Here is a 22,329-nt window from a genome sequence, read left to right as displayed (position 1 = left end):
TTGTCATCCCAGTCTGGGATCCAGATTGGGCACTAAGTTGGTAAACACGAAAGCGCTTTACAACGTTTTTGATGGAACTGTGCAAAAGGACTGGATACCAGTGTCAGCTACTTGCATGACACCCATTTGTTCCTATAGTTGCTTTTCTCGTCTACCTTATTTTGCCACTCATCTGAACAGATACCCATTCTGGAGGGATACCAATAATAGTTGTGAGCGGTACAAGTTTAGTCCATATACCTTCCAAGCATAACACGCTCACGAAACTTTAATGCGATAGCTTGGTTTCTACTGAAAGACAGCATTATGCCAAGTGCGATGCTCGAAGATAAAAGAGAAGAACCACCATAGCTAAGTAACGGCAGGGTTATGCCGGTGGTAGGAAAAACACTCAATGTTACCCCTATGTTTATTATGAATTGTGTGATGAATTGCATTGAGATACCGAGAATCACTAACAGATTAAATAATTCATTTTCCCTATATGCAACGTAAAGCAAGCGGGCGGAAATGATACCAAATAACATCAATGTGGCTAAGCACGTAATCAAACCAAATTCTTCTGCTAAAACAGAAAACACAAAATCTGTATGACAATCAGGAAGAGAGGCTTTTACGCTACCTTCACCAGGTCCAACTCCAGTTAATTGACCTCTTTTGAATGCTTCTAATGATTTTGTGACTTGAAAGTTATCGCGTTGCGTAAAAAAGACAAAATTGTAAATCCTTTGCTTTATATGTGGGAGGCATAAGTAAGCTATTGTAGTTCCAGTTGTGGCCATTCCTATTATGCATAGAAAGTATAAAAGTGGTATACATGCAATAAACATTTGACCAATAAAAGAATATGTTAAAAGCATAGACATACTGAAATCAGGTTGCAAAAGTAACAACACAAAAACTAACAGAAATATTATGATTGATATGTGTATTTTAAACTTCATTTCGCTGGCCAAGATACTAGCTATAACAACAGAAAAAAATGGCCTTACGAACTCAGATGGTTGAACTGAAATTTTGACAATATGTAACCATCGTTTCGCACCTTTTACCTCTATACCAAGTATTATCGCAGTTGCTACTAGAATAGTAAATAAAGCGAAACCTGCGAATGAGAGGTTAAGTATAGTTCTTGTGTTGAGAAAAGAAAATGTCACCAAGGTAATTAGTGACAGGACTATATAAATTGTGTGACGCCGTATAAAATAATCTTGTGGTAAAGAAAGACGCTGCGCAATTACAGGGCTTGCTGAATAAACAAGAATGAAGCTTATAGTGAGCAAAAAAAACACTGGAAGGATGAGATAATAATCCAGCGTTCTATACCAGAGTTTAATATTCATTTTGTTCCAATGTGTAATGCCACTATTCCATAGCTCATATTATGAAACTCAACATTCTTAAAGCCTACCTCTTCAATTTCCATTTTAAAATCAGCCTGAGTTGGAAATTCTCTGATGCTCTTCACTAAATATTCATAAGAACTCTTGTCTTTAGCAACTATGCTGCCAATTTTAGGAATTACTTTAAATGAATATAAGTCATAAAGTTTGGTAAATATCTCATTTTGATAGTGCATAGGGGCAAATTCTAAGCAGATAAATTTCCCATGTGGTTTTAATACCCTGTGCGCCTCATTTAAAGCCTTCTTGCGGTCAGAAACATTTCGAATGCCAAAAGCTATTGTGCAATAATCAAATTCGGAGTCTTCAAATGGTAAACTTTCTGCACTTGCACATACCCAATCAAAATTAATTTGGTTTGAATTTATAGCTTTATCACGTCCTCTGTTTAGCATGTTTTGATTTATATCGCATACTGTAACCTTAGCACTTGGCTCTTTTCTTACTATTCTTATTGCTATATCTCCAGTTCCTCCAGCAACATCTAAAACCTTAGAGTTTTTTGTAAAATGCACACTATTTACCATCTTATCTTTCCATAATCTGTGCATTCCGAGGCTCATTATATCATTCATGGTGTCGTAGCGACTTGCCACGGAATCGAATACCTCTTTAACTAATTGTGATTTCTTCTTGATTTTTATAGTAGACATTACGTAAAGTCGCTCAACTCCTTTATAATTAGTAAAAATTAATTTGAATTAACACAAATGTCAACGACAGGCCTTGAGCCTGTTAAAATCTTCTTCAGCGTGGTATGATGACCTAGTCAGTGGGCTTGATGCAACCACTAAGAAACCTTTGGAGTAAGCAATATATTTATAATGCTCAAACTCTTCTGGGGTAACATACCTATCAAGTTTTGCATGTTTTGGAGTTGGTTGTAGATATTGACCAATTGTAATAAAATCAACCTCAGCACTGCGCAAATCGTCCATAACCTGAAGTATTTCCTCTTTTGTTTCTCCAAGACCAACCATAAGCCCTGACTTTGTGAAAACTTTAGGATTAATCTGCTTTACCATCTTCAGCAAATATAGTGAATGAAAATAGCGAGCTCGTGGTCTTATTTTTGCATACAATCTCGGCACTGTTTCAATATTGTGGTTATAGACATCAGGTGATGCAACAGCAATTGCTTCAAATGCTCCTTTCTTATTTAAAAAATCAGGAGTTAAAATCTCTATTGTTGTTTCTGAAGTTATCTTTCTAATTTCTTCTATGCACTGTATAAACTGATTTGCGCCACCATCTGGTAAATCATCACGATCAACAGAAGTAATGACAACATGTTTTAAGTTTAACTTTTTTATTGCTTTTGCTAAATTTTCTGGTTCATGAGGGTCTAACTTATCAGGAATGCCAGTTGCAACGTTGCAAAATGCACAAGCACGAGTGCAAACAGAACCGAGAATCATCACAGTAGCGTGACGTTTATTCCAACATTCACCAATATTTGGACATGCAGCTTCTTCACATACCGTATGTAAGTTATGCAGTTTAACGATGTTTAAGGTTTCATTGAATACTTCACCGGTCGGAGCTTTTGCTCTGAGCCATTGAGGTTTGTTATGCATCTGAAACGGCTAACTCTACCTCTTGCTTTACTAAAACTTTTTTCAACCTTCTTTTTATCTTCTGCGCTTTCTCACTTAGTTTAATCGTTCTTGTGTTGAGCAAAAAAGCATCTAAATCACCTTTGTAATCTATAGTTCTCAAAGTTCTTGTTGCCACACGAAATCTAAACTTTTTATTCAATATATCACTTGTCAACGTAACCTTATGTAAATTTAAAAGAAAGGTACGCTTTGTTTTACGATTCGAATGTGATACCTTATTACCAAAAGATTTTTTTCTATTTGTTAATTCACAAACTCTACTCACTTCAATATACCAAATTATTCTATGTACTTAGATTACCTTATATAGTCAAATAGTCAATACTCTCTTGCTTAATTTTTATACCATATACTGCTTTATAACCAAAAAATATCGTAATTTTTTCTATTATAAGAGAAATCATATGCTGAATTTCCAATGCTTTGCTGCCATTTGTTACTACCAGATGCAACACACCCGAATTTATATTCTGTGCATATGAGATCTTTTTCGGTTTTGTACACTCTGCTATTTCTTTCCCTACTATATTTCGCCAGTTTAAAATAAGACGTATTTCATTTTTGCTAATTTTATTTTTCATGCATTTTAATGCATAGTTTTCTATTATAGACTTTAATTTTTTTGGACCGCTACGTTTGAGCATTTTTCTGTTTTTTTAGTAGGTAGATAATATAAAAGTATACATATAACTTGAGATTTTGTCATTACTGCTACATGTTTGTGAGATACCGTGACGGTATGACCATAATCGTCACTCCGCAACGCATATTGCATAGTCGTCATTCCGCGGCGTGTTCGCGGAATCTAGCTCTGGTCACGCTACTTAGATGACAACCTGCTAACTGCTTTACAAACCTCTAGCCTCACACCGTAAAAGCAGTATTTTTATGCAAAACTTATCTCAACGTAGCACTTGTCAAGATCGTTCCATTCAAAAATTTTTGTTTTGCCTCATAATTAACCTTATAGCTGTTTTAATTGCAATTGGTTAAATTATTATTAACTTGCCAGGCTAGATCCAAAAAATAGCATAATCAATATGCAAATTGTAATAGAAATCAGGAGAGTAGACCGGCGGAACTTCCCCACCAGTCCCTCACAAAACTGTACGTAAAGTAGAGTGGGCAGCCAGCGAGTTACTTGTTAAGTACTTTTCCAACAACCCCTCTCCGAACCACGCATGATCGTTTCCGTATCACGTGGCTCTCCAATAATCTAACGTTTTAAGGAGTCACCATCATATTTTCCATATTGGATTTTCTTATGGCATTCATGACAAACAACAAGAGTTTTCCTCTGTCGTTCAATCATTCTCTTTTTCCATTCCGGTAGTTCAGTATTACGTTTACCTAGCAAATCAGCAAGTTTACGTACGTGATGTACTTCAATCTGCTCTTGTGATTTACATAATTCACAAGTTTGTGCCAATAGTCTTTGCTCTATTTCACTACGCTTATTCCATATTGGTATAAGGTTATCACTTATGCTTACCCATTTATTCCATTTTAGCAACACAGCACCAAAGTGTGTAATTAATGGTATCTTTGATGGTAAACGATCTACTCTGATTTGGATGACTTTTCGTTTTTCACCTTCATCATTTTCGATCGTCGCACCAAATTTTCTATAAATTTTCCTGCAAGTTGTTTTGTATTTAGATGCTAAAGTCTTTACTAATGATACTTCCATCACATATTTCAGATAACTTAGTGTGTGAAGGTTGTAGGCCATTTTGTAGTATTGTACAATTCCTCGATATTCAGTTTGATACTGAGCAACAATACTGTAAGCTGTATCAATTGTACGTTGAGGTAAATGTATCGGTTTACCACAACGCATATATTCAGAACACTTTTTCTGCTTTATATGATGTGGTACACGTAACCCAATACTACCGTTAATACATCGTTGTGTCCGATGATCATGTTTATCATCTGCATGCAAAACATGTATTTCATAACCCAAAAAATTGGCTTTGCTATCACACGCATGTGTAATAAACGTTTTATCTTCATTAAGCATAAGTTTGAGCTCCTCATTGAGAAACCCAGCAATCTCATTCTTAATTTGTTCAGCTTCATTCTTTGGTCCTGCAAACCCTACCAGAAAATCATCAGCATACCTAACATACCAAAGACGTCGATAATTTAGATCGCAAGAATCCTTAGATGGCATACCCTGCACTAATTGACGCAGTTGTTTTGCTTGATCCCAGTTCCCTTGTTTTCTCATCATCGATACTTGCATGGTTAACCTTAAATATTTTGGATTTGTCCTTCTTCGCTTACCTCGGTTATTTGCTGGTATTAGTATATGCTCCACATGTTTATCTAACCGATCGAGTAATATGTTACTCAGAATTGGACCAATAATAGAACCTTGTGGTACCCCACTATGACTCTTATTGTACTTCCAATTTTCCATATATCCTGCTTTTAGCAGTCGATTGATTAGCTGAATAAAACGGTTATCTTGGAAGCTTTCACTCAGTATTTTCAACAACATAGTATGATCAATTGAGTCATAACATGCACTGAGATCTCCCTCTATAAACCATTTTGTACCTCTGCCTTTTTGCATTACTGCTCTTAATGCAGTGTGGCATCCACGCTTTGGTCGAAATCCATGTGAACATTCACTAAATTTAGGCTCATAGTAGGCTTCCAATATTAATCGAATTACTTCTTGAAGTAACTTATTTGACCATGTTGGCAACCCTAACGGCCTGCGTTTACCACTCTTCTTTAAAACATAGATACGTTTTACTGGTGTCCACCGATATCGCTCATAGCGTAAACCCTCTATGATTTTATCGATCTTTTCCAAAGACATACCATCAACTGTTTCAACTGTCACACCTTCTGTCATAGCACCTTTATTACGACAAAGTTTGCCATACGCCCGAAGGTAAAGATCACGCTGATAGAGTAGGCGATATACGTTTTTAACCGGCAAATTTCTTTTTCCACGTTCACGTATAATGTTAAGTATTGTTTCAGCTTTCCGCATCTTGCGTACCTCCCAATTTCAACATTCAATTATCTGTCACCCTTTGCCCTGTATGTGGCTTTCCCACACTCCCCGGTGATTCGTTACTTTCACGACTACTACGATGACTCCGTAACCATAGAACTCGCGTTCCTTAGGTCATCCCATGTTCCGTCACTAAGAACTGTTCTAGATCAACTTAGGTTTTCTATTCATCCTCTTAAATAAGTTCACTACTTATCGTTCTACAGCCAGAATGTCACACAAACGAAAGTTTAATTTGTGCTTACTGTAGACATGGGGTTTTAAATGTGATACCCATGGATGTGAAATCCCACCCCTGAAGATTAGAATTCAAGCAGTTTAGCTTTAACCATATTGATCAGGTGTTGCAAGCCGTTACCTTACACATCTTCAGATAACTCTCGCTTTACATACATGCTCTTGTCCTCCTTCCCTTTCGGGTTAAAGTTAGTTGTTCACCTCGAGGCCATTTATTCTGAACCCCGCTTAGCTCCGCTAAGTATTTCTTAATGCGTACCACGGCGCACCCTCTCGATTTATACAGCTTCCATTATTCAGTCTTCTGACCTAACCCTAACGTCCAGTGGTAGAAAGTATCTGGATTTTCCTTTCTTACTCTTCCTAGAAGTTGCCTTGCTAGTTTTCCACGAGTTCGAAGCTTCCTGTACTTTCTTTTGACCCACTTTTCCAGTTGCCGCTCTATGTTCTTCAGAGGTTTGTATATTTCTTGCCTGTAAAACCTTCCATAGTACTGATACCAGCCTCTGACTATTGGATTTACTTTCTTCGATATATCCTCTAAAGTTGTTGATGTTTGTCTGCGTATTTTCCATGACCTTATGACTTGACAGATCTTTTTCTTGGCCTTGTGACTAATCGCAGGTAGAAACGAGACAAAATAGGTTCCTACTTTGTTGTTCTTTGCTAACCTAGGTCTAAACGTATAGCCTAGGAAGTCAAAACTTTGTATTGGAAACCCACCTCTCCTGTTATCATCCTTACAATACACTATTTGCGTCTTCTCAGGATGTAATTTTAGCTTACATTGTGCCAATCTTTCTTCGATTGCTGCTCGCATAAAGTCCGCCTGTTCCTTAGTTTTGCAGTGCACTATCACATCGTCCACATATCTTTCAAATGGTACTGTTGGGTAGTTTCGTTTCATCCACATATCAAATGCATGATGCATAAATATATTTGAAATGATCGGGCTAACTGAACCCCCTTGCGGAACTCCCTTATCCCTTACTACCTTGTTGCCATCTGCTTGCTGAATTGGAGCTTTCATCCATCTTCTAAGAAACTCCTAAGAACCTTCTTCATCTATCGGCTCCTCTTTCATTAGTATATAACCAAATTCCTTTGCTTTTTTAGTCAAATTTTTGACTACTCTCTCTTTGTAGAGTGTTTCATAATAGTTCATTCCTTTTTCTACATATTCTTGTCCATATTTTAGCATATTATAAAAAATACATGCTAATTTCCTTGCTGTAGCAGTGATCGCTTTTGGTATCCCTAGTCGCTTCTTTAACCTCCTGCAGTATGCACCAAGTGCAGTGTTGCTTCTTGATACACAATGAGCAGCAAGTCGCAAGGCAGTTGCAGCACGATTAACAACTTTACGAGTTCTTGTTCCAATAATTTTCCCTCCTGTAATTTTATTAGCAGGACTTAATCCGAGCCAGGAAGAAAAATGCTTTTCTGTCCTCCATTTATTGTGATTTATACCTGTTTCTGAAATGACAGCCTGTATACTTAATACATCAAGTCCTGGAACTCTAGTAAAATCCATCCCCGTTATTCGATATAAATCTTCATCTACGGCAAAATCTGGACTATTCTTCTGTTTTCTCTTTCGTGTCTTATTCAATGCCCTGTTCTCATTCGACTTTGTTTCAAATGTTTTATAGTAATTTTCTATACTTTTATCACATCCCGTTATTTGCTCTTGAAAAAAAGTATATGCTGCATATTCTTGTTTTAGCACAAACAAGTGTTCCTCTCTATAATCACCAGCTAACGCTTTTGCTATAGTAGACTGATCATTTTTTATTCGTGCATCCCTGAATTTAGCCAATTTCTCAGGATCTCTTTCGCCTTCAATTATAGCTTCAATGATTTTCATACCAGTTATCCCAGTAATATGACTAATAACCTTGTGTAATTGAATATTCATTTGAATTAGCGCTTTTTGCATACGTTGAGTATGTTTAGCTGCATTTTCAATTAGATTAGCACGTTGTCTAACGTAACTACGCAGTACACACATTTGATTATCCGGTCTAAATGATCCTTGAAGCAGTCCATAGCTGTGCAATTGTTGCAGCCATTGACAATCTTGAACATCAGACTTTCTACCAGGCACATTTTTGACATGTCGCGCATTTACTAATTTTACTTCAAATTTATGTGATTCTAATATTTGAAATAAGGGAATCCAATATACTCCAGTTGACTCCATGGCTACAGTTCTAACCTGACACTTTTTTAACCACTTTGCTAAGTTGTGTAGATCTACTGTAAAGCACCCAAATTTTTGGATACGTTGTTCATCTCTTCCTTCAGGTACACATACATAATGTACAGTCGAGCCAATATCAATCCCTGCTGCATCAAGGTTTATTGTTTTTAATTTACTTTTTGCTTCTGCCATATAAAATCCCTCCTATATTATTATGATAAGAAGCACTTCAGCTTGGGACGGTTAGGTTATACAATCTTCTAAACGAGGTAGCCCAAAAAGAACTCCATCAATGGTTTTACCATTTCCCCCAAAACCATGCTTTCAAACGGGCATTTATAGCACCATTGATTGTTTCGGTTATAGCTGCAGAAGCGCTTCTTCATAACACTATACCCAAAGAACATAAAGTAAAGAGGGAGTTTCTTTTTGGTTTTACAGATTTTATCTGTTCTGGGCTTTTAATTGCTTCAGCAGATCTTGATTGCATACTTCCACCTTTATATGGCTTTTATTTTTTATGTCAGGACGCAACCTAACCTCTAACTCTCCCAAACTAGTATAGAAAGTTAATACTACATCGCTGCCTTCTGTAAGATCTGTGTAATTCCTTTTGCCTTTTTCAGTTTTAATTTCTACTTCACTATTACCAATCTTTACTATATTTCTTCCACACTTTAAATCTCCATGGGTTAGACCCAAACCCCTTGCCCCATCTGTTATTTTTGTAATGTCTATTTTACTATCTTTAGAATATTCTAAGTAAAAAACGGAGTTGTCTATTCTTATATCTTTCAGCTCGCTGCTAGTTGCACTTTTTGCGACTTCAATAAACTTATGAGTATTGCTAATATAATCTTTATATGCTTTTTTCATGTTAGTTTTATGCTCTTTAAATTCTGATGTCAGTGTGTTAACAATATTAGCATCAACTGTATTACCAAACACCGCTCCTTTTGATACTATAGCTCTTTCCACAGAAGTCCGGATATGATAAGATTAAGGATAGATGGCGATAAGGAGGTTGGATGCCGGCAGCATATAGTTATGATTTAAGAAAAAAAGCAATGGAAGCACTAGACGAAGGGGAAAGCAGAGAAGCAGTGGCAGCAAGATTTAAAATTGGACGAACTACTTTGTGGGAGTGGCAGCAAAGAAAAAAAGAAACAGGCGACTTTCAGTCAAAAAAACTCGGTAATGGAGGTTACAATCAGAAAATTATCGACTGGAATAAGTTTATCGAATTTGCTAAAAAACACGGTAGAAAAACTCTGTCGGAAATGGCTAAACTTTGGGGCAACGTTAGTATCCAAACGATCCACCGAGCTCTCAGAAAAATTGGATTTACGCGCAAAAAAAGACATATGGATACAAGGAAAGGAACGAAGAAAAACGTGCTGAATTCTTAAAAATTATAGCAACAAAAGAACCAGAAAACTTAGTGTATATAGATGAGTCTGGGATTGATAACACGGAGGACTATCCATATGGGTATTGCCAGAAAGGACAGCGATTTTATGCCCTAAAATCTGGAAAAAAAACTCAACGAATCAGCATGGTTGCAGCCTTAAGTAGAAGAAAGATAGTTGCTCCATTAACATTTGAAGGCCACTGTAATATGGATATTTTTAATGGATGGTTTGAGCAATTTTTGGCACCGATCTTAGAACCTGGACAAACTGTCATTCTTGATAATGCTACTTTTCATAAGTCTGATAAGCTTATCAAGCTCGCTAAAGGAGTCGGTGCAGAAATTTTGTATCTGCCGCCTTATTCTCCAGATTTTAACAAAATTGAGCATCATTGGTTTGCTATAAAAAACAGAGCCAGGAAAAACATTCCTCTATTCGAATCCTTTCGTCGTGCTGTTGATTCTGCCTTCCTATGACCTATTCGGACTATTATGAGAAATGCTATACTGTAGAGTATAGTGAAAGCACACCACCAGAGCTGATAACTTCTGAAAAACTGCTCAATGAACTTGGCAGACGTACTGCAGACGAAGTGCTATTCTGCACAGGTGATGAAAACGGTGAACTTATAACTCCATCTGGAAGGTTTAGGCCCTCAAATGTACCAACTAATAATCTCTATCTCAAATTTACTTTCGATTTCACGGATGCAGCAAATCAAGTAATCAGAGAGCTAGGGGTTATGGTTGGTACTAAAATAAAAGAAGAATTACCTGAAGGACAGAGATATTTTGAACCTCAAGATATAGAAGAACATGGGATTTTATTGATTTTGGAACATACCGTACCACTTATCAGAACTGCTGCAACTCGGGAAACTTTTTCATTTGTTGTAACTTTTTGAATTTTTCTAGCATTAAATGACTTTAAACGCCTATTATAACCGCTTTAATCCTGACAAAGAATACGAAAAAAGCTTGTTTCTAGCAGGAAGAGGTCTACAGTCTGCAGAACTAAACGAGACTCAGGAGTATGCTCTCTCTAAGATTAAAGGCATAGGCGATGCAATATTTCGTGATGGTGATGTTATAACAGGAAGCAATTGTATTATAGATAGAGAAACTGGTAAAGTTACACTTGAGGGAGGAAAAATCTATCTGCGCGGTGCAGTTAGAAAAGTTGAAAAAGAAGAATTTGTTATTCCACTGAGTACCACAGTTCGCATAGGTGTTTATTATGTAGAATCTACGATTACAGAACTTGAGGATGAAAACCTTCGTGATCCTGCTATTGGTACAAGAAATTATCAGGAAGTAGGAGCTGCAAGGCTTAAAGTTTCCACCATTTGGGGTTATCAAGCAGAAGGTCTTTCTCCACGTTTTTCTGAAGGAGAGTTTTATCCAATCTATAACATTGAAAATGGAGTATTAATAGAACATTCACCACCTCCACAAGCAAACATAGTAACTACTGCTCTTGCTCGTTATGACAAAGAAGCAAATGGTTCCTACGTCGTAAATGGTCTTGAAGTAATGTTCCTGCAAAAGGAAGAGGGAGAAGGAGGAAAAAAAATATTTGTGATTAATGAGGGCAAAGCTCATGTTGATGGCTATGAGATTGAACTTCCTCACAGTATTCGTGTTTCTTTTGATGAAGATCCGGATATAAAATCAGTTGAATCAGAACCACATACTTTTCAGCCAAATAGCCAAAGAGTAATGGAACTGAAGGTTAATGATTTTCCAATAAGTGAAATTAAAAAAGTAGATATAACTGTTCAGAAAACCATTACTGTTACTCATGGTTCATACTCTGGAGCTATTGATCCGATACCTGACTCTGCAGTACTTGAGATTATTCAAGTTAAACAAGGCAATGTTATTTATGAAAATAGTATAGATTACAAATTAAACGCAGGAAACGTTGATTGGTCATTACCAGGTAAAGAACCAGCTCCTGGAAGTAGTTATCAAATAACCTACCGCTGTCGTACTCATGTAAGCCCTGAAGATATAAGTGAACAGGGATGCAAAGTAAAAGGAGCAGTTGATAACAGCTTGGTTCTGATTGATTACACCTGGAAAATGCCCCGCTATGATTTAATTACTATCGATAGCAAAGGAGTGGTAAGAAGAATATAGCTCTTTTTACAATAATCCGAACAGACCGTAATATGCTACTGGCCTGCTATAGCCATAAACACATATCTTATCGCATTCGGACTATTATAAGAAAGGCTATAAGAGGTTGTCCGGAAACAAGTAAAAGGCTATAATATCTGAAATTTTAGTACGTGGTAAAGATGAGAAAAAAGTATCCAACAGATCTAAGCGAAAGGGAATGGGCAAGAATAGAAAAACACTTCAGAGTATCATACAAGAAAGGAGGAAGGCCGCAAAAGTATAGCAAAAAAGAAATATTAGAAGCAATTTTCTATGTATTGCGTACAGGGTGTCAATGGCGGTATTTACCAAATGATTTTCCGCTATGGAAGACTGTGTATGAGCAGTTCAGGCAATGGAAGAAGCAGGGAATTTTTGAGAAAATGAATTATGAAATTACAAAATATAGTAGAAGAAAAATAGGAAGGAATGAGCAGCCGAGTGCCTGTATAGTAGATAGTCAATCTGTAAAGACTACAGAAAAGGGGGGATCAAAGGCTATGATGGAAGTAAAAAAGTAAAGGGTAGAAAAAGGCATATAATTACAGACACTCAGGGTTTTATACTAGGTTGTTACGTAGGCGCTGCTAACGAAAATGATAGAGATGGTATTAAAATAGCATTAAACAATATGAGAACAAAATATACTAAAGTTAAAAAAATGTGGGCTGACATGGGATACCAAGGAAGAAATTTAAAGAATCACATAAAGGAAGAATATGACATAGATATTGAAATTGTTAAAAGGCCTCCATGTAGATTTTGGGTGCACAAAGATACGCCACCTGAGCTACTACCAACAAGAGAACAAGGGTTTAAAGTACAGCCAAGAAGATGGGTTGTAGAAAGGACTTTTGCTTGGGTTAATAGGAATAGAAGGCTATCGAAGGAGTATGATTTACTCACAACATCCACTGAGAATTTCATATACCTAGCTATGAGTAGGGTTATGTTAAAGAGGGAATATGCTTGAATTTACTAGTTTCCGGACAACCTCTAAAAGGAATTTCTCACCCTTGGCGACCATCAATGCCTAGAGCGCCTAGTGGACAACTTTTGCTCTGCTACATTCATCAGACGTGGAAAAAAGGCGAAGGGGTAAAAATAGTGAATAATGCTATTCATGCTGTACCGATGAATGAGCTTGAAGCAATGAAAAAAGGAATAAATGATCTTTATGCGCTGGTTGCAGAGGAACGTCTACGCAATGATGCAAATTCAAGAGAACCTACCACCAAAAAAGGAGTATTTGTTGATTCATTCTTTGATGATGATATGCGCGATCAAGGAATTTTGCAGTCTGCAGCAATAGTAAATAAGGAACTAATTTTACCAATAGATGTAACGATTGCTGATATTGATGGAGGAGAAAAAACTTATTTGTTGCCATATGAACTTGAACCGTTACTGGAGCAGCTTTTACAGACCAAAGGAGAAAAGATCAATCCATATCAAGCTTTTGACCCAGTCCCGGCAAAAGTTACCATGAACAAAAATATAGATCACTGGACGGAGGTTACTACGAATTGGAAAAGTCCAGTAACCAGAGTGTTTAATGTTAAAGAAACAACAGAGCTGCTGTCAAGTACCTCATACGAAACTGAATTTATGCGAGAAGCAACTCAAAATTTTGAGATTGAAGGTTTTGCAACTGGTGAAAAGCTTAAGGAAGTAAAATTTGATGGCCTAAGCATTCAACCCATACCATAGAGGAAAAAAGTGGAAAATCAAGGACGAATAAGTGGAAAGATAAAAATCCCAGCAAACATTCCAGCAGGTACTAAATTAGTACAGTTTTATGGGGATAAAGGAAGCTATGGAGAGGCAACTTATACTGGTAAAAAAACTATTACCATAGAAGAAAGAAGAAGAGTGATCGCAGCAAGACGAGTTGATCCTTTAGCCCAAACATTTACGCTAAATGAGAGCAGACACATAGGAGGCGTGGAGCTATGGTTTGTAAATAAAGGCAAAAAACGTGTTGTTGTGCAGATTAGAGAAACAGCAGTGGGAATGCCCTCGCAGACTGTCATTGCTGAAAGCTATATTGAGCCAAAAGATATAAAGATAGATGGCACAGCAACACGTATAACTTGGTCTCCTGTCTGGTGTGAATCTAGCAGAGAATATGCAATAGTTTTGCTAACCGATGATGCAGATACAGCAGTAAAAATAGCAGAGCTTGGCAAATATGATGTAGTAAATAGCCGCTGGGTAACGAGTCAGCCATATCAAGTAGGAGTATTACTATCATCAAGTAATGCAAGTACCTGGACTCCGCATCAAAATTTAGATTTAACGTTTCGACTACTAGCTGCAAAATTTAGTGAAAATTCTCATGTTATTGATCTTGGTAAAGTCACTGCAAACAACGTATCAGATTTAATAGTTTTAACAAATGTTGAAAAAGTAGCATTTGATACCAATGTAGAATTTATCTTAACAGATGAAGAAGGGAAAGAAAACTTTTTGTCTGATAATTTGCCGCTCGCGCTGCGTGAAAGACTATCTGGAGAGTTAACAGTAAAGGCAAATTTAAAAGGTGCAAAAGAAAAAAGTCCTGTTCTCTATCCTGGGTTACAGCTAGTTCTAGGTAATCTTTCAGAGTCCGGAGATTATGTTACAAGGAGCATTACAGCAGGAGCTAACACTAAGATAACAATTACCTATGATGCGCTAATACCTGGCACTGCAGATGTTAAAGCATATGTGGAACAAAGCGTCAAAGGATGGCAATTAGTAAATTTAACATCAGGAAAACCTATTGGGGAAAATTGGGTGGAGAGAACTCATGTACTAACAAACTTTAATAGCAATGAAACAAGGGTAAAATTGGTTTTAAGTGGAACGGTTATTTATCGGCCAAAGGTAAAAAACTTGCGGGTTGTTATAACGTAAGAAAATGCCAAATGATGAAACGAGGCGCGGATATCCTTTGCCACACCCAGAGAATATTGCAGTGGAAGATGTAGTACGTATTCGCAGAGCTATAGAAAAAGTAGATGAGGATATGAGTAATAGAGAAAATAAACATAATCAACTTAAAAGTAATTTTGAACGATTTAGATTTGAAACTTTTTTGAATTTTTGGGAATGAAAGAAGCAATAGAAGCGTTACATCAAAGGATAAAGGATTTAGCAGTAAGTAGCACACCTGATCAACTGGCATATCTTGCAAAATCGCTGGAATTGATAGCAGATAAAAAAGCTATTTCTGATATTGCGCAAATGACTAAAGTAAAAGAAATAATTGATGCACTACAAAAGAGGCTTAAGGATTTAGCAGAAAACAGTACACCAGATCAATTAGCATATCTTGCTAAAGCATTGGAATCAATAATCGACAAAAGTGCAGTTTCTGAAATTGTACAGATGACAGATGGTAAGCTAAAAGAACTTCTTGATAGTGCAAAAAAACACTTAACTGATCTGGATAATAAAAAAGCTAGTTCTTTAGCAGTGATCTCTGAATCAGAGAAGCAGTTATTAAAGAGAATTGATGAAAAAGGAACAACAAATTTATCGCTACTTGATACGAGAAAGAATGCCAATATTGCAGCAATAAATAGCATTAGTAACAGTCATAAAGATGGTCTTAAAGGTTTAGTGAATAACTTCCGTACTGTTAATGATGTGCCAAGTGGCTCATCAATTATTAGGGAAATAGAAACTCGAATTGAAAACATCCTGAATGAGGTAAAAACTCGGGATGAACAGTTAAAAGCGTCTCTTATAAATGAAATAAGAAAGCGCAACATGGTTGAACCAGGGTCATTACCTTTCTTATTTGGTGTACTTGGCAGAAAAAATAATTATTTTGGCCACGGAACTTTTACGACAGAGCTTGGAAAGTGGAGTAGTGATATAACAAAAACTGACTATATGTTACAACTACTAGCAGGTAGCCATACGTACAATACAGATTACGTTAGTTTTTATCGGCCAAGACAACTAAGTTTTATAGAGGGAAGTAAAGGAACATTTATTTACGGAGAGTTATGCACAAAAAGTTTTTCGGGTAGTTATGATGAGATATACTATTACCCGTATGCTGCACTTGGAGTAGTATTTGTAAAAAATACAACCAATGTGAACATAAATAAGACAATGGAATTTGTTGGATCATCGTATTCGAGTACGGAGTATGGGGGAGCAGGATTATTTGTGGGAACTCCTGATAACACTAATTCTAATAAATCAAGTATTTCAAAAATAGTATGGAAAAATGTTTACCAATACACGAGTTCTGATAGCAAGTTAGCCGGATCTGGTAATGTGGAGATTCCAGCAGGAAAAACAGTTGCAATATTACTTTACACATCATCTTATCTGTATTCCAGAACACAAGTTAGTCAAGGTATGCTTGCATCAAATTATGTACACAACTATGGTCAATTTATTCAGTGGGGGATTTATAACATACGTAGCAATTTTCTCACCACAGGGCTTGAGGTAGATGTGGAAAGGACGCTCAGGGGTTGGCAATGTCCAGGATTATCTAACACGTATGAGATTTGGAGGTAACAAACAATGTCTATCTACATTAGATTTGAAAATGATAAACAAGTAGAAACAACAACACTTGAAAGCAAGCCAACTGAAAATGATTGGTATGAAGCACCAGAAGATTTTGATTGGCAAAAAAGCTATTGTTTAACAGAAGGAGGAAAAATTGCTCAGCGTACTAAAGAAGATATACAAAAGGAGTTACTGGATAATGCGAAGCTTTGTGCATTTGATAGTATGCGTTTCTATTATGATAATCATACTCACCAATATGCAGGTCATTCTCACCAAAAAGCTAAATCTTATGAGATTCAAGCGGAAGCCGCAAAAAGCATTCTAGCAGCACCAGAATCTATAGATGAAAAGGATAAAGAAATTATAGAACCTTTAGCAAAAGTCCGTGGTATTACGGTTATTGAAATGGCAAGAATAATTGAGGAAAAAGTGAAAAAAGCAGTAAAAGCAATAATTAAATGTGAAGAGCTTGAAGATTTAGCCAAAAGAAAGATTGAAGAAGCCAAAAGTGAAAATGAGCTACAGACTTTGCTAGATGATTTCAGGAAAAAAATACAAAGAAATGGCTGAAGAATTTTTACATGGCGTAAATGTTATTGAGGTAACCTCAGGAGCAAAGACAGTACGTACAGCTAAATCATCAGTGATAGGTGTAATTGGTACTGCACCTGAAGCAGATGAGCAAAAATTTCCGCTAAATAAACCAGTGTTAGTTGCAGGAAGCTTAAAGGAAGCAGCAAAGCTCGGAAAGAGTGGCAGTTTACCTTCTGCAATAAATGGAATATTTTCCCAGATTGGTGCAACAGTAGTAGTTATTCGAGTTAAAGAAAGTGAAAACAGCGATCCAAAGCTCAAAGAAAGTGAAACTATTCAAAGTATAATCGGTGGAGTTGATAAAGAGACTGGAGAATATCAAGGGATAGAGGCATTCCTCAGTAGTGAAAGTATAGTTCATGTTGCTCCAAGAATATTAATTGCACCTCAGTTTACTCATCAGTTACCTGAAATAGATGGAGTAAATCCAGTAGTGAGTGCTTTAATTTCCATAGCAGAAAAATTAAGAGCAATTATTGTTGCAGACGGACCAAATACTAATGATGAAGAAGCAATAAAATGGAGAAAAAGTGTAGGCAGCTCAAGAGTTTACGTAGTTGACCCATGGATTAAGTTATTTATTGAAGGAAAAGAAAAAATCTTGCCATCGAGTCCATTTGTAGCTGGTTTAATAGCTAAAATAGACAGCGAACAAGGCTTCTGGCATTCACCTTCAAATAAAGAGATAAATGGTATTGTTGGCACAAGCAGGCCTATTGATTTTAGCTTAGGTTATGCAAATTGTAGAGCAAACCACTTAAATGAAAATGAAGTAACAACGATAATTCATCAAAACGGCTATAGGCTTTGGGGAAATAGAACATGTTCAAATGACTCAAAATGGGCTTTTCTGTCAGTGAGAAGGACTGCAGATTTAATCAATGATAGTCTACTTCGAGCTCATTTATGGGCAGTTGATCGCAATATCACCAAAACTTATATAGATGATGTGATTGAGGGGGTGAATTCTTACCTTGCAAGTTTAAAAGCGCAAGGAGCAATTATCAGTGGAAAATGTTATGCAACTCCCGAACTCAATACACCGGCAAATATTGCAAGCGGAAAAGTGTCTTTTGATTTTGAGTTTACACCGCCATATCCAGCTGAGCAAATAATATTCAGATCCCATCTTGTAAATAATAGTGTAATAAGTTAGGAGAAAGCGAAGTGTTACCCAAAATACTGAGAAATTTTAACGTATTTGTAGATGGTCGTGGTTATGCAGGAAAAATAGATGAAATAACCTTGCCGAAGCTTACCATAAAAACCGAAGAGTACAGAGCTGGTGGTATGGATATTCCAATAAATATTGACATGGGCATGGAAAAGCTTGAAGCAGACTTTACTTTTGCTGAGTATGATTCAGAACTATTTAGACTTTTTGGCTTGATAGATGGAAACTCAGTATCTTTAACGCTCCGTGGAGGAATGCAAGGTAATGATATTGAAGCAGTAATAATCAATTTAAGAGGCATTTTTAAAGAGTTTGACTTTGGCAACTGGAAACCTGCTGAGAAAGCAACGCTGAAGTGTACTGTAGCTGCCCATTATTATAAACTTACTATAGGTGGTAATGAATTAATAGAGATCGATGCTGAAAATATGATTAGAAAGATAAATGGCGTTGATCAAATGGCCTTGCTACAAACGATTCTAGGGATCTAATATGGTTGACAAAATTACATAAAAATGTTAAAATATAAGAAGTTGTAGGTATATAGTTAATATGGATTCTAAAGCTCATACAAATTCCATAGAGCAGCTAACTGGTTTACTTGTTAGTGTAGCACAATCTCAAGACAAGTCCGTTTTAAAGTTATTAACTGAATTAATGGAAGAAGAAATTGAAGATATGGAATTATCTAAGATTGCTGACGAACGCTATAAAGAAAAGAGGGTTAAACATCAAGATGCCTTCTGGGATTAAGCCTTACAATATAGACTATTCAGAATCTGTTATAAAGAAAGACATTCCGGCTCTTCCAGCAAAAGTAAAGTTAATGATTAAGAAGGCAATAATGGAGCGTCTAACAGTTGATCCAATTGGACTTGGAAAGCCATTAAAGCATAACTTAAGTGGACAACGTAGTCTACGGGTGAGTACCTATCGTATACTTTATTATATAGATGTACCAGAACATACAGTAGTTATTACTTCAATTGAACACAGAAAAGATTCTTATCAAAGCTAATCCTATTTATAGCACCATACAAAGAAATTAGTTATGTAAAAGCCGATATAGACTTTTATTTAATTAACTTTTTAAGGAGGAACATGCAAGCTATAACACTTAATAACCCAATAACAGTTGATGGAATTTCTGTCTCAGAACTTACTGTTAGACGTCCAAAAGTTAGAGACTATCTTGCAATTGAACGCTTAAATGGTAGTGACCTTAGTAAAGAAGTAACTTTGACTGCCAATTTGACATCAGTTGCAAAAGAAGCAATTGAAGAGTTAGATATTGCTGATTATGTGAAAATTCAAGAGGTATTAAAGGATTTTTTTTCACCGATTATCCAAAAAACTTGAGATTAGAAGTATTATAGCTCTTTTTACAATAATCCGAACAGACCGTAATATGCTACTGGCCTGCTATAGCCATAAACACATATCTTATCGCATTCGGACTATTATAAGAAAGGCTATAAGAGGTTGTCCGGAAACTAGTAAATTCAAGCATATTCCCTCTTTAACATAACCCTACTCATAGCTAGGTATATGAAATTCTCAGTGGATGTTGTGAGTAAATCATACTCCTTCGATAGCCTTCTATTCCTATTAACCCAAGCAAAAGTCCTTTCTACAACCCATCTTCTTGGCTGTACTTTAAACCCTTGTTCTCTTGTTGGTAGTAGCTCAGGTGGCGTATCTTTGTGCACCCAAAATCTACATGGAGGCCTTTTAACAATTTCAATATCTATGTCATATTCTTCCTTTATGTGATTCTTTAAATTTCTTCCTTGGTATCCCATGTCAGCCCACATTTTTTTAACTTTAGTATATTTTGTTCTCATATTGTTTAATGCTATTTTAATACCATCTCTATCATTTTCGTTAGCAGCGCCTACGTAACAACCTAGTATAAAACCCTGAGTGTCTGTAATTATATGCCTTTTTCTACCCTTTACTTTTTTACTTCCATCATAGCCTTTGATCCCCCCTTTTCTGTAGTCTTTACAGATTGACTATCTACTATACAGGCACTCGGCTGCTCATTCCTTCCTATTTTTCTTCTACTATATTTTGTAATTTCATAATTCATTTTCTCAAAAATTCCCTGCTTCTTCCATTGCCTGAACTGCTCATACACAGTCTTCCATAGCGGAAAATCATTTGGTAAATACCGCCATTGACACCCTGTACGCAATACATAGAAAATTGCTTCTAATATTTCTTTTTTGCTATACTTTTGCGGCCTTCCTCCTTTCTTGTATGATACTCTGAAGTGTTTTTCTATTCTTGCCCATTCCCTTTCGCTTAGATCTGTTGGATACTTTTTTCTCATCTTTACCCCGTACTAAAATTTCAGATATTATAGCCTTTTACTTGTTTCCGGACAACCTCTAATGTTCAGCTCTGTTGTAGGAGGCGGGGTTGAACAAATACTTGATATGGAGATTAATGAATTTATCTTATGGCATAAAGCAGCGAGGAAGGTACAATGTCAACATTATCTATAAAAATCGGAGCAGTTTTAGATGGCAGTTTCAGTACTGTAATAAAAGGAAGTAGCAGTCAACTTACTCATCTTGGTGAGAATATAAGAAAGCTTGACTCATCTTTAAAATCAGTATCAAAGTTTAAGCAGTTAGGTCATGATGTTTTGACTAGCAAGAGGTCATGGAAAGGCTTTGAAGATCAAGTAAAATCTTTAGCTAAACAAATGAAGGCAATAGAGAAACCGAGCAAAACTTTAAAAGCAGAATTTGACAAGGCCAAAACCTCTGCAATAAAAGCAAAAGAAGCATATTTGAAAAAGAGAGATGCTTTGCATTCATTTAATGAAGAAGTAAGAAAAAGTGGAAGAAATATTAAGTACTTAGTAAGTGACCAACATAAACTTGGCTCTTCTATTGAAGTATTATAGCTCTTTTTACAATAATCCGAACAGACCGTAATATGCTACTGGCCTGCCATAGCCATAAACACATATCTTATCGCATTCGGACTATTATAAGAAAGGCTATAAGAGGTTGTCCGGAAACAAGTAAAAGGCTATAATATCTGAAATTTTAGTACGGGGTAAAGATGAGAAAAAAGTATCCAACAGATCTAAGCGAAAGGGAATGGGCAAGAATAGAAAAACACTTCAGAGTATCATACAAGAAAGGAGGAAGGCCGCAAAAGTATAGCAAAAAAGAAATATTAGAAGCAATTTTCTATGTATTGCGTACAGGGTGTCAATGGCGGTATTTACCAAATGATTTTCCGCTATGGAAGACTGTGTATGAGCAGTTCAGGCAATGGAAGAAGCAGGGAATTTTTGAGAAAATGAATTATGAAATTACAAAATATAGTAGAAGAAAAATAGGAAGGAATGAGCAGCCGAGTGCCTGTATAGTAGATAGTCAATCTGTAAAGACTACAGAAAAGGGGGGATCAAAGGCTATGATGGAAGTAAAAAAGTAAAGGGTAGAAAAAGGCATATAATTACAGACACTCAGGGTTTTATACTAGGTTGTTACGTAGGCGCTGCTAACGAAAATGATAGAGATGGTATTAAAATAGCATTAAACAATATGAGAACAAAATATACTAAAGTTAAAAAAATGTGGGCTGACATGGGATACCAAGGAAGAAATTTAAAGAATCACATAAAGGAAGAATATGACATAGATATTGAAATTGTTAAAAGGCCTCCATGTAGATTTTGGGTGCACAAAGATACGCCACCTGAGCTACTACCAACAAGAGAACAAGGGTTTAAAGTACAGCCAAGAAGATGGGTTGTAGAAAGGACTTTTGCTTGGGTTAATAGGAATAGAAGGCTATCGAAGGAGTATGATTTACTCACAACATCCACTGAGAATTTCATATACCTAGCTATGAGTAGGGTTATGTTAAAGAGGGAATATGCTTGAATTTACTAGTTTCCGGACAACCTCTAATTGTATGGTCCCAGAGAGTGATGGTATACTAT

At 36.4% G+C, this 22,329-nt stretch carries 21 protein-coding genes and 5 pseudogenes; 16 read left to right on the top strand and 10 right to left on the bottom strand.

The features are described from left to right. Positions 1-227 precede the first annotated feature (227 nt). The 9 genes from AAGD90_RS05085 to AAGD90_RS05045 all read right to left on the bottom strand — a co-directional run bounded on the left by AAGD90_RS05085 (position 228) and on the right by AAGD90_RS05045 (position 9,474). The gene (locus AAGD90_RS05085; protein ID WP_264373796.1) at positions 228-1,343 is read right to left on the bottom strand and encodes an FtsW/RodA/SpoVE family cell cycle protein; all 1,116 of its coding nucleotides are present in this window, start codon (positions 1,341-1,343) and stop codon (positions 228-230) included. Beyond that, on the bottom strand, positions 1,340-2,056 hold the full coding sequence (gene ubiE, locus AAGD90_RS05080; protein ID WP_274979993.1) for a bifunctional demethylmenaquinone methyltransferase/2-methoxy-6-polyprenyl-1,4-benzoquinol methylase UbiE: 717 nt from the start codon (positions 2,054-2,056) through the stop codon (positions 1,340-1,342). The genes AAGD90_RS05085 and ubiE overlap by 4 nt, the downstream gene beginning before the upstream one ends. Positions 2,057-2,116: 60 nt before the next feature. Then, complete coding sequence (lipA, locus tag AAGD90_RS05075; RefSeq protein ID WP_077188099.1) at positions 2,117-2,980, bottom strand: lipoyl synthase; 864 nt, start codon at positions 2,978-2,980, stop codon at positions 2,117-2,119. After that, complete coding sequence (rpmB, locus tag AAGD90_RS05070; RefSeq protein ID WP_006279619.1) at positions 2,973-3,287, bottom strand: 50S ribosomal protein L28; 315 nt, start codon at positions 3,285-3,287, stop codon at positions 2,973-2,975. The genes lipA and rpmB overlap by 8 nt, the downstream gene beginning before the upstream one ends. A gap of 37 nt (positions 3,288-3,324) precedes the next feature. Next, positions 3,325-3,666, bottom strand: a complete 342-nt coding sequence (locus AAGD90_RS05065) for a DUF721 domain-containing protein (RefSeq protein ID WP_010082513.1) — start codon at positions 3,664-3,666, stop codon at positions 3,325-3,327. A 572-nt stretch (positions 3,667-4,238) separates the two neighbouring features. Next, complete coding sequence (locus AAGD90_RS05060) at positions 4,239-6,032, bottom strand: reverse transcriptase/maturase family protein (protein ID WP_341821757.1); 1,794 nt, start codon at positions 6,030-6,032, stop codon at positions 4,239-4,241. Between the two features lie 553 nt (positions 6,033-6,585). Then, positions 6,586-7,323, bottom strand: a complete 738-nt coding sequence (locus AAGD90_RS05055; protein WP_341821756.1) for a reverse transcriptase domain-containing protein — start codon at positions 7,321-7,323, stop codon at positions 6,586-6,588. 18 nt (positions 7,324-7,341) lie between these two features. Continuing rightward, complete coding sequence (locus tag AAGD90_RS05050) at positions 7,342-8,688, bottom strand: IS110 family transposase (RefSeq protein ID WP_341821667.1); 1,347 nt, start codon at positions 8,686-8,688, stop codon at positions 7,342-7,344. A 252-nt stretch (positions 8,689-8,940) separates the two neighbouring features. Then, positions 8,941-9,474, bottom strand: coding sequence for a hypothetical protein (locus AAGD90_RS05045; protein WP_341821755.1), 534 nt, complete (start codon positions 9,472-9,474; stop codon positions 8,941-8,943). 50 nt (positions 9,475-9,524) lie between these two features. Between AAGD90_RS05045 and AAGD90_RS05040 the strand changes: the two genes are divergently transcribed. The 14 genes and pseudogenes from AAGD90_RS05040 to AAGD90_RS04975 all read left to right on the top strand — a co-directional run bounded on the left by AAGD90_RS05040 (position 9,525) and on the right by AAGD90_RS04975 (position 19,718). Further along, a protein-coding gene (locus AAGD90_RS05040) for an IS630 family transposase (protein ID WP_156518142.1) occupies positions 9,525-10,384 on the top strand; the annotation gives its coding sequence in 2 pieces (ribosomal slippage) (positions 9,525-9,849 and positions 9,849-10,384; 861 coding nt in all). Between the two features lie 29 nt (positions 10,385-10,413). Continuing rightward, positions 10,414-10,812: pseudogene (locus tag AAGD90_RS05035) on the top strand (hypothetical protein); the annotation flags it as partial. 16 nt (positions 10,813-10,828) lie between these two features. After that, a pseudogene (locus tag AAGD90_RS05030) lies at positions 10,829-12,046 on the top strand (DUF4815 domain-containing protein); the annotation flags it as partial. A 164-nt stretch (positions 12,047-12,210) separates the two neighbouring features. Then, a protein-coding gene (locus AAGD90_RS05025) for an IS5-like element ISWpi1 family transposase (RefSeq protein ID WP_341821644.1) occupies positions 12,211-13,043 on the top strand; the annotation gives its coding sequence in 2 pieces (ribosomal slippage) (positions 12,211-12,580 and positions 12,580-13,043; 834 coding nt in all). 23 nt (positions 13,044-13,066) lie between these two features. Continuing rightward, a pseudogene (locus tag AAGD90_RS05020) lies at positions 13,067-13,780 on the top strand (DUF4815 domain-containing protein); the annotation flags it as partial. Positions 13,781-13,789: 9 nt separating this feature from the next. After that, the gene (locus AAGD90_RS05015) at positions 13,790-14,968 is read left to right on the top strand and encodes a hypothetical protein (protein ID WP_070356855.1); all 1,179 of its coding nucleotides are present in this window, start codon (positions 13,790-13,792) and stop codon (positions 14,966-14,968) included. Between the two features lie 4 nt (positions 14,969-14,972). Further along, positions 14,973-15,167 carry a hypothetical protein gene (locus tag AAGD90_RS05010; RefSeq protein ID WP_010962688.1) on the top strand — a complete coding sequence of 65 codons (195 nt, stop codon included), beginning with the start codon at positions 14,973-14,975 and terminating at the stop codon, positions 15,165-15,167. Beyond that, complete coding sequence (locus AAGD90_RS05005) at positions 15,164-16,594, top strand: hypothetical protein (RefSeq protein ID WP_022626305.1); 1,431 nt, start codon at positions 15,164-15,166, stop codon at positions 16,592-16,594. Before AAGD90_RS05010 ends, AAGD90_RS05005 begins: the two co-directional genes overlap by 4 nt. A 6-nt stretch (positions 16,595-16,600) precedes the next feature. Further along, positions 16,601-17,161: a hypothetical protein gene (locus AAGD90_RS05000; protein WP_155968663.1), complete on the top strand. Its 561-nt coding sequence runs from the start codon at positions 16,601-16,603 to the stop codon at positions 17,159-17,161. After that, complete coding sequence (locus AAGD90_RS04995; protein ID WP_341822189.1) at positions 17,154-18,341, top strand: phage tail sheath subtilisin-like domain-containing protein; 1,188 nt, start codon at positions 17,154-17,156, stop codon at positions 18,339-18,341. Before AAGD90_RS05000 ends, AAGD90_RS04995 begins: the two co-directional genes overlap by 8 nt. 11 nt (positions 18,342-18,352) lie before the next feature. Continuing rightward, a complete protein-coding gene (locus AAGD90_RS04990; protein ID WP_010082216.1) occupies positions 18,353-18,850 on the top strand; it encodes a phage major tail tube protein in 498 nt (165 codons plus the stop codon). A gap of 61 nt (positions 18,851-18,911) precedes the next feature. Next, positions 18,912-19,112, top strand: coding sequence for a hypothetical protein (locus AAGD90_RS04985; RefSeq protein WP_007303020.1), 201 nt, complete (start codon positions 18,912-18,914; stop codon positions 19,110-19,112). Then, on the top strand, positions 19,096-19,377 hold the full coding sequence (locus AAGD90_RS04980; protein WP_010082215.1) for a type II toxin-antitoxin system RelE family toxin: 282 nt from the start codon (positions 19,096-19,098) through the stop codon (positions 19,375-19,377). The genes AAGD90_RS04985 and AAGD90_RS04980 overlap by 17 nt, the downstream gene beginning before the upstream one ends. An 83-nt stretch (positions 19,378-19,460) precedes the next feature. Continuing rightward, positions 19,461-19,718, top strand: a complete 258-nt coding sequence (locus AAGD90_RS04975; RefSeq protein WP_010405430.1) for a phage tail assembly protein — start codon at positions 19,461-19,463, stop codon at positions 19,716-19,718. Positions 19,719-19,861: 143 nt separating this feature from the next. Here the strand turns inward: AAGD90_RS04975 and AAGD90_RS04970 are convergent. Beyond that, positions 19,862-20,694 (bottom strand): annotated as a pseudogene (locus AAGD90_RS04970) (IS5 family transposase). A gap of 156 nt (positions 20,695-20,850) precedes the next feature. On the opposite strand from AAGD90_RS04970, the pseudogene AAGD90_RS04965 reads away from it, so the two are divergent. Continuing rightward, positions 20,851-21,273: pseudogene (locus tag AAGD90_RS04965) on the top strand (phage tail tape measure protein); the annotation flags it as partial. A gap of 164 nt (positions 21,274-21,437) precedes the next feature. After that, positions 21,438-22,270 (top strand): IS5-like element ISWpi1 family transposase gene (locus AAGD90_RS04960; RefSeq protein WP_341821644.1). Its coding sequence is split into 2 segments (ribosomal slippage): positions 21,438-21,807 and positions 21,807-22,270, totalling 834 coding nucleotides; the frame shifts between segments, so codons are not numbered across the junction. Positions 22,271-22,329 lie beyond the last annotated feature (59 nt).

Source organism: Wolbachia endosymbiont (group A) of Ischnus inquisitorius (assembly GCF_964026985.1).
Taxonomy (GTDB): domain Bacteria; phylum Pseudomonadota; class Alphaproteobacteria; order Rickettsiales; family Anaplasmataceae; genus Wolbachia; species Wolbachia pipientis.
This window is presented reverse-complemented; position numbering and strand designations above follow the sequence as displayed.